Source organism: Accumulibacter sp., assembly GCF_029255125.1.
Classification (GTDB): Bacteria; Pseudomonadota; Gammaproteobacteria; order Burkholderiales; family Rhodocyclaceae; genus Accumulibacter.
The window spans coordinates 1-8,429 of sequence record NZ_JAPUVR010000070.1 but is presented as its reverse complement, the minus strand read 5'-3'; the positions used below and the strand labels follow the sequence as shown (position 1 = coordinate 8,429).

Below are 8,429 nucleotides of genomic sequence, written 5' to 3'. Positions count from 1 at the left end.
GCTTCTCCTTCGATCTCGACCTGGAAGCCGGCGGTGCCGACGCAGACTCAGCGCACGGACGGCGCGTCATCGTCGGGCTGGCGGGAGGACAGCAAGCCCCGCGGATACTCGTCGTGGACGATCACCAGTCGAACCGCACGCTGCTCGTCCAGTTGCTCGCGCCACTTGGCTTCGCGGTCGAGGCCGCCGCCGACGGCGAACAGGCACTGCGCTGCTGGCGCGAATGGCAGCCCGACCTGATCTGGCTCGACATCCAGATGCCCGGCCTCGACGGACACGAGGTGACCCGGCGGATACGCGCCGCGGAGCGCGAGCGGCGCACGATCATCCTGGCAATCACCGCCTGCGCCTTCGACGGACAACGCGAAGAGATCCTGGCTGCCGGCTGCGACGGCTTCCTGAGCAAGCCCTTCGTTCCCGACGAACTGCTCGAAATGATGGCGCAGCATCTGGGCATCGCCTACGCCTACACCGAGGGCGGCCCACCCGCACGACTAGCCGCGGAGACCTTGGCGACCTCGCTGACGCCGGCCACCCGCCTTTGCGACCTGCCAGCGGAGTTGAAGGACGGCCTGCGCGACGCCGTCCTCTGTCTCGACACGCAGCGCACCGCCGACATCATCGAGTCGATCGCCGCGCTCGATTCCGAACTGTCCGCCTGGCTGGCGCGCGAAGCCCAGGAAATGCGCTACGAGCACCTGCTCGACTTGTGCGAACGAGCCGTACAAGCAGCGCCGGCTGCATGCTCGCTCCTCGTCACGAAAACATCCGCGCTGCCGTCATCCGCCGAGGACAGCGCGGAGAGCCGAGCGTAATCGACAGCCAGTTCAGGACTGGCAAGCGGCGAAGATGTCGAGCGCATCGTCAACCTGGCGCTGCCAGTCGGCCAGCGCCTGCTCGGCCAAGCGGCGCCGGCGTCGGCGGCAGCGCGCGTCGGTTCTTGTCGCGCACCCGCCGGTCAGGTGGCGCACCGCGTTGGCTTCGGGCCAGAAGCTGCCGCCCGGGCGAGTGCCGCTACCGCTGCCACGGGCAAACCCGGCGCCCTGACGGAAGCAGGTCAGCTTCCTGAATCGATTTCTACCGGCTCGACGCCACCGCCAAACATCGGCGCGAGCAGACGACAGGGGTAGCGACGAAAGTGGATTGCGCGGAATGCGGGGAATGCGCGGAAGGTGCGTCGCCATCAGGCGAGAAATGCGTAAGGCGAGCTGCAGCGCGGTGCGCCACGTCGGGCGCGCCCTGACGCGGCGTGCCAGGGCAGGCCGCCGGCCGGCTTGGCGCTGCGCGCCGCGGCGAGCAGCCTGGCCGCGCTCAGTCGCGCTCGGCGGCCGGCTTGCGCCGGAAGGCCAGGCGGCTGGCGCTCGCCCGGGTCAGCGTCAGGAGCAGCAGGCCACCCAGCGCGAGGGGCAGCGAAGCGGGTTCGGGTACCGTCGCCAAGGCGAGCCGACCAATTTGCCGATGTGCGGCGGCCGACGGATGCAGGTCATCGGAAAAGGCGGAGACGCTGCAGTTGCTGCCGGCGGTGGAACCGGGAACGAAGTAGACGCCTGGCGCGACCGGGTTGATGCACGGCGCATCGACGTTGCTGATTCCGTAGGTGGCACCGCCGGTCGTGCGCGCGTCGTTGATTATCGCTTCGAACAAGCCGTAGACATCCATCAGCTTGATGTCGAGGTCGATCCCGAAGTTGGTGTTGAACAAGGCATCGACGCCCGCTGCCTGGGCGGCCAACGCGGCGTTGAAACCCAGCGTCACCTCGGTCGACGCGGCTTGCTTGCCGGCACCGCCCGGCGCCTGATCGAGCGCCAGCGCCTCTGGCGCCTTGCCCAGGTCAGGCAGGCTGGAAAGCAGAAAATGCCGTGCCCCGGCCTGCGCCAGCAAGGCCACCGCGGTGCTGATGCCCTGTGCCACGTCGGCCGCCGCCGCGGCGCGCGCGGCGCTGTCGGCCGGCGTCGTGCCGAAGTTCGCGCTGCGCACATCGCGCAAGTCGTTGGCGCCGGCAAAGACAACGTACAAGGCATCGCGATCCGCCGCACGGGTGAGCGAGTTGACGAAGGTCGATCCATTCCACGCGACAAGCTGCCCGAGCAGACCGGTTGTCGCTCCCGCGCTGCCGCCCAGGCCGGTACGCGCACCGCCAAACGCATAGTTGCTGCCGACCACCTCGCCGGGCTGGGCCAGCGACACGACCCCTGCCGCAGTCAGGATACGTTGCGTCGGTCGGGCGCTGTCGGCCAGACCGATTCCCTCAGCCAGATACTCGGACCATACCCGCCCATTCGAGAAGCGCCCGGGCGACCCTGAGAAGTTTGGAAACAGCGGCGCGCCAACCGCCCTGGTCAATGACAACACGTTTCCGGTGTCGGACAGGCTGTCGCCGAAGAAGACGACATCAGTGTAGCCCGCGTGCACTTGACCGGAGAAACCGATGGCGCAAATCAAGGACGCGCCGAGCGCCCGTCTATACAGTTTGGCAAGCATCTATTGATCTCCTCTGGTTGGGATACCGCCTGCTCCCTGGTCGACTGGCGGCGGTAAGCCGAAGCAAGAAACATTCCGTGCACCTGAACCGCAGCTAATAGACTCATTTGACACGCTTTCGTCCGCGGTGTACAGGACGCTGGCAAGTTCACGTGTAAAAAATGTCGACAGGTGCGCGAGCCCGCGCGCGCAACGAGCGGCCGGTGCGGACAGCGCGTTTGACACTGCGTGGGCCTAACCTATACTTGTTCTTACGGCTGCGTTGCGCAGGGGCGCCCACAACCGTGGAGAGGACATGAAGCTGCGCGCGCGTGGCGGCCAATGGAGATGACATTGATTTGCGTCGGATGGCGTGGCGCCGCCCATGAGCTTGCCGGCTTGCCGACCACTGGAAGCGCTTCGGGCAGTCCCCATGGATAGCGTCGCACGGCTCGAAGCACTAGCCGCTTTGCCTTCCGAGCACGGCTTGCGCATCGGGGAAAGCGGGGCTTCCGCCTTCTCGGCCTGGCGCACGTTGCCGCGCGTTCTGCTGCCGCTCGCCGGCATCGTGTTGGGCACCTTCTTCGGCGCGGGATTCCTGCTCTGGCAACAGGAACAGCAGCACCTGGTCCAGGAGGCGACGGCAAGAAGCGAAGCGGTGCTGCGTGAGTTCCGCACCGATGTGGCCAGTCAGGCAGCGTCTCTGAGCATGACCACCGACGCGCTCAGCGGTTCAAGCGAAATCCGCAACACCCTGGCGGCCGGAGACGCGCGCGCGCTGTTCACGCTCTGGCAACCGATCATGCATACCCTGTCGCGCGAGCACGGTCTGGCCTATTCGTCGTTCCATGGCGGCGACGGCCGAACGCTGCTGCGCCTCGGGCAGCAATTGGGGGCGGACGATACCAGCGGCCGGCGCGTTCTGCGCGAAGCAATGGAAACCGGCAGGGTGCGCTCGGGAATCGAACTGAGTCGGCATGGAATTCCGAAGTTGTGGGTTGTCGCACCGGTAATCAAGGGCGGCCGAATAGTCGGTTATGCTCAGGTCGGCAAAAGCATCCTGCCGCTGCTGCAGTATCGGGCCAGCCCAGGCGTTGAAATTGCGCTGCTCGTACGCAAGGACCGCCTGTTTCGCCCGGCATGGGAAAGCCGTACGGCGAGCGGCGAGAGTTGGTTGAGCCTGCCGCACGCCGTCGTGGCGTACGCGTCCGACGACGCTCTGGCACTGGCTCTTGGCCAGCAAATCGCCCGGCAACCGTTCGTCGGCGAGGCCGACACCGGACAAACCTTTAGTCACGCCGGCCACGACTGGTGGTGGATCAGCGACACGCTGCACGACATCGGCAACAGCGAGATTGGGCAATTGCTGGTGCTGGTCGACGTCACCGCCGAAAGACAGAGCTTCGGTCGCCTGCTGACCATCGGTGGCGCCACCGGCAGCCTCCTGCTGCTGATGCTGCTCGGTTTCATCCTGCACTTGCTGGTGCAGAGCAAGGAGCGCTCGCTCGCCCGGCAAAGGTTGCTCAACGACATGCTGAAGTTTCACCAGGACTTGATCGACGCGGTTCCGTCGCCGATCTTCTACAAGAATACACAGGGTCTTTACGAAGGTGGTAACCGCGCTTTCGAAGGCTTTCTCGGCCTGCCGCGCAAGCAATTCATCGGCAAGAGCGTTTTCGAGGTCGCTGCCCCCGACCTGGCCGAACGCTACGCAGCGGCCGATCGCGCGCTGTTCGCGAATCCGGGAGTGCAGACATATCAAGGACCGGTTGACTACGCGGATGGCTCGCGACGCGATGTGGTTTTTCACAAGGCAACTTATACCAACTCCGACGGTGAAGTTACTGGAATGATCGGCCTGATCTCCGACATCAGCGAGATCAAGGCAGCAGAACGCGCCATCACCGAGTCGCGCAACCTGCTGCTGACGGTGATCGACACCGTTCCGGCGCGCGTCTACTGGAAGGATCGTGAGCTCCGTTACCTGGGTTGCAACCGTTTCTTTGCCGCCGATCTCGGGCTCGACAATCCGAGTGCGGTGATTGGCCGCAGCGACGGTGATCTGATAAGCAAGGAACAGGCCGCGGCGCCGGACGTGAGCGCCGAGGAGCGCGCGGTCATCGAGACCGGGTTTGCCCGGCTTTATGTCGAGCAGGCGCGCACCACCACCGACGGCAGAACGATCTGGCTGCGCCACTCGACTGCCCCGCTGCGCAACGCTGAAAACGACGTGATTGGCCTGCTCGGCGTCTACGAGGACATTACCGAACGCAAGGAAGCGGAACAAAAGCTCGCGCGCAACGAACACCTGCAGCGCGCCGCGATCGAGGCTGCCGACGAAGCCTTCGCCGTCTTTGACCGGCACGATCGCCTGGTCTTCAGCAATCGAAAGTTTCGCGATCTACACGCGCCGGTCAGCCACCTGGTCGTCCCCGGAGTCGCTTTCGAAACCCTGCTCAGCGAGTGGGTCAGAAACAGGAAGCTCGCCACGCTACCCGACCACGGGGCTGCCTGGCTGACTGAGCGCCGGCGCGCATATTACAGCGCGAACGGACAGTTCACCGACCAACTCGACGACGGACGGCGATTGCGCATCGTCGAGCGGCGGGCGCCCGACGGCCATACCGTCGGCTTCTACGTCGACGTCACCAAGTTGCACCAGGCACGCGAAGCCGCCGAAGCCGCGAGCGCCGTCAAGAGCACCTTCCTCGCTACGATGAGCCACGAGTTGCGCACGCCGATGAACGGCATCCTGGGCATGCTCGAACTGGTTGCCGAAAGCGAACTGACCGCCGAGCAGCGCGACCGCATCGAGACGGCGCAGAATTCGGCCCGCCTGCTCCTCACGCTGCTCAACCAAATCCTTGATTTCTCGAAGATCGAGGCCGACAAGATGGACCTCGAGGCGGTCTCTTTCAACCTGCGCCGACTCCTCCGCGAAACGATCCGGGCGCTGGAAGCACGCGCGCTGGACAAGGGCCTGGCGGTCAGCGTCGACATCCACGACGACGTTCCGGCTTTCGTCGTCGGCGACCCGACACGCTTGCGCCAGGTGATGACCAACCTGTTTGGCAACGCAGTCAAGTTCACCGAGCGCGGACAGGTCGCCGTCGAGCTGGTGCTGGCGGCGCTGAGCGACAACGAGGTCAGCCTCACGTTCAGCGTCCGCGACTCCGGCGTCGGCATACCGCCGGAGAAGATGGCGAGCATCTTCGATCCGTTTGCCCAGGCGGACGTTTCGACCAGCCGCCGCTTCGGCGGCACCGGTCTTGGTCTGGCGATCTGCCGCCGCCTGGTCGGCCTGATGGGCGGATCGCTGGCGGTCGACAGCGAAGTTGGTCGGGGCAGCGTCTTCCGCTTTTCGGCCCGCTTTGGCCGTACGACGCAGGTCGAAGACGACGACAGCGTCGCCTCGCCGGCCGCATCGAATCAGTTGCGGCCAGGCCTGCAAGTCTTGTTGGCGGAAGACAACCCGACCAACCAGAAGTTTGCCCTGGCCGTCCTGGAGAAAGCCGGCTGCCATGTCGTGCTGGCTCAGGATGGCGAGAAGGCCGTGCAAACGGCCTGCTGCGGGCGCTTCGATGTCATCCTGATGGATGTCGAAATGCCCCGGCTGGACGGCTTTGCGGCGACCCGGGCATTACGCGAGCGCGGCATAGAAGCGCCGATCGTCGGACTGACCGCGCACGCGATCAAAGGCTTTCGCGATCAGTGCCTGCAAGCGGGGATGAACGACTACCTGTCGAAACCGATTCGTGGCCGCGATCTGCGCGCCAAGTTGGCGGAAATTCAGCAAACGCTGTCGGCGGGCATGGCGCCGCCGGCTGCCCTGCCCACGCCGGCGGACGAGCCGGCAGCGACGAGCGCCAACCCGGTCTTTGATCAGACCCGAGCGTTGGAAATCATGGACGGAGATCAGGATGGCCTGCTGATGATGCTGACGCTGGTGCGCGACCAGGCGCGCACGGACGGCGCCGCGATCCTGAGCGCGATCGCGGCCGCCGACGCGCGCAGCGTGAAGACGGCCAGCCATCGCCTGAAGAGCAGCCTCGGCCAGATCGCCGCCTTGCAGGCGTGGGAGATTTGTGCGACGGTCGAAGCGGCCGCTGCGGAGTCCAGCCTGCCCAAGCTGGCTGCGCTGGAGGAGCCGCTGCGCACCGCGTTGAGCGCGCTCGAACCGGCGATTTGGACGTATCTTGCAGCGCATGCAGCCGACTCGGGCTGAAACCGTTCTCGAAGCGTGCTCAGCGCAGTAAACTGTCCAGGATTTTATGGGTCGGTGTGACCCCAGGAGAGCATGCCATGGAAGGTGAGTTCACCGTTTTTGTCGTCGATGACGTCGAGGCCAGCCGCCGGATGGTCGAAGCAGCGCTCGGCCGGAGCTGCCAAGTCGAGACTTTTGCCTCTGGCGCCGCCTGCCTCGAGAGAATGCAGAGCAAGGTCCCCGACCTCTTCCTGCTCGACGTTGAAATGCCCGGAATGGACGGTTACACGCTGTGCCGCAAACTGAAGGACGATTCCGCCGGCAGCCGCGTTCCAGTTGTTTTCGTTTCCGGGCTGGCCGATCTCGATTCGTGCCTGGCGGGCTACGATGCGGGCGGCGACGACTTCGTCGTCAAGCCTTTCAAGGCGGCCGAACTGAAGCAGAAAGTCGCCGTCTGGCAACGCGACGCCGAGAAGAAATCGTCGCTCCAGCAACAGATCGAAGCGTCCGATACCTTGGCCTCGCTGATCATGTCCAATCTGGACGAATACGCCGCCTTGGTCAAATTCCTGCGTGCGCTGAACGGCTGTACCGAGTATCGCCAGGTGGGCGACGAGATCTTCGGTCTGCTGCGCGCCTACCGCCTCGAAGGCGCAGTACAACTACGCTTGCCCGGAATCGAGCTGACGCTGAATGCGAACGGCGACGCGCGGCCGGTCGAGGGGTCGATCCTCCGCCTGATGCGCTGCATGGACACGATCACCTCGTACCGCAACCGCCTGGCGATTCACTATGAACGCGCCTCGCTGCTGGTCGCCAACATGCCGCTGGACGACGCCGACTTGTGCGGCCGCTTGCGCGATCACCTGGCGATCGCCGTCGAAACGACAGACGCCAGGCTCGCAGCGATGCATGCCCAACGGGAAACCTTGAGCACGCGCAGCGAAATTTCTGCGCTGCTCGACAACGTCACCGCGACCGTGCACGACTTCAGTCAGCGCTACGAGGCCGCCCGCTACCGCGGATCGGAAACCCGTCCGTCTGCTGCTCGCCGAACTTGACGCACTGCTCGACAGCTCGTCCCTGCCGGAAGCGGTCGAGGAAAGTCTGCGCAACACCGTCCGCCTGCGCACCGACCAGTTGATTGACGCGTTCGACTTCAGCGCGGCAACCGAAACCGCCCTGCAGACGCTTTCGCAGCGACTGGCGCAGGCTCTGGAACCGTCAGGCTAGCCCGCAGCCCGCGGAGCGCCGCGCGGTTTGGCGGCGCCCCTTCCCCTGCCGGCGCGCTGGTCTCTGCGAACGACTGTGCTGGCGTTGACGGACACCGTTGCTGGCGTTGCGGTTAATGGCGGTGAGAAACCGCGGCAATCTGGCGCAGAAAAGCGCAGGTCAGCATGGCTGTAAGCGCGGAACTGCCGCGCTTACAGCCATGCTCCAGCGTACCCGTCCCTCCGCCACGTCAAGGGGTTGCTGCGCCAGGCTGGCGCCCGCCCCAAATGCTGTTGAATTAGGCCATGGCGATTCGTTTGCCTTTATCGACCTGCCAGTTGGAGATGGGCTTCTTTGATACGCGAGGCTGCGAAGGCCGAAGCGTTCGTGGGGGGTAATAGGGCACGCGAGCAATCTCGGAGAGGAGTTCGCGGAAGATTGCGAGAGCCTGTTGGGGGCAGCGGGGCGTGAGGACGAAGGCTTCTTCGGCGAGGGTGATCATGGCGTGCTTGAACTGCGGCGCGGCCGCTGCGGGATGGTCGGGAGCGGTGCT

General features: G+C 65.2%; 5 protein-coding genes and 1 pseudogene. 3 read left to right on the top strand and 3 right to left on the bottom strand.

Annotated elements, in window-relative coordinates; genetic code table 11:
• Positions 1 to 815: response regulator (locus Q1L59_RS03405; RefSeq protein WP_300328034.1), on the top strand; the 815-nt coding region annotated here is incomplete at its 5' end.
• Positions 816 to 827: 12 nt separating this feature from the next.
• Here Q1L59_RS03405 and Q1L59_RS03400 read toward each other — a convergent pair.
• Both Q1L59_RS03400 and Q1L59_RS03395 read right to left on the bottom strand, forming a co-directional pair.
• Positions 828 to 971, bottom strand: a complete 144-nt coding sequence (locus tag Q1L59_RS03400; RefSeq protein WP_300328031.1) for a hypothetical protein — start codon at positions 969 to 971, stop codon at positions 828 to 830.
• A gap of 340 nt (positions 972 to 1,311) precedes the next feature.
• Complete coding sequence (locus Q1L59_RS03395) at positions 1,312 to 2,481, bottom strand: SGNH/GDSL hydrolase family protein (protein ID WP_300328029.1); 1,170 nt, start codon at positions 2,479 to 2,481, stop codon at positions 1,312 to 1,314.
• Positions 2,482 to 2,893: 412 nt separating this feature from the next.
• Here Q1L59_RS03395 and Q1L59_RS03390 point away from each other — a divergent pair, with 412 nt between their 5' ends.
• Both Q1L59_RS03390 and Q1L59_RS03385 read left to right on the top strand, forming a co-directional pair.
• Positions 2,894 to 6,685 carry a PAS domain-containing protein gene (locus Q1L59_RS03390; protein WP_300328026.1) on the top strand — a complete coding sequence of 1,264 codons (3,792 nt, stop codon included), beginning with the start codon at positions 2,894 to 2,896 and terminating at the stop codon, positions 6,683 to 6,685.
• Positions 6,686 to 6,762: 77 nt separating this feature from the next.
• Positions 6,763 to 7,725, top strand: coding sequence for a response regulator (locus Q1L59_RS03385; RefSeq protein WP_300328025.1), 963 nt, complete (start codon positions 6,763 to 6,765; stop codon positions 7,723 to 7,725).
• A 449-nt stretch (positions 7,726 to 8,174) separates the two neighbouring features.
• On the opposite strand, the pseudogene Q1L59_RS03380 reads toward Q1L59_RS03385, so the two are convergent.
• A pseudogene (locus Q1L59_RS03380) lies at positions 8,175 to 8,429 on the bottom strand (hypothetical protein); the annotation flags it as partial.

Excerpts from the sequence above, each read along its gene's own strand:
- Q1L59_RS03395 (WP_300328029.1), bottom strand. The coding sequence starts at position 2,481 with ATGCTTGCCAAACTGTATAGACGGGCGCTCGGCGCGTCCTTGATTTGC.
- Q1L59_RS03390 (WP_300328026.1), top strand. The coding sequence starts at position 2,894 with ATGGATAGCGTCGCACGGCTCGAAGCACTAGCCGCTTTGCCTTCCGAG.
- Q1L59_RS03385 (WP_300328025.1), top strand. The coding sequence starts at position 6,763 with ATGGAAGGTGAGTTCACCGTTTTTGTCGTCGATGACGTCGAGGCCAGC.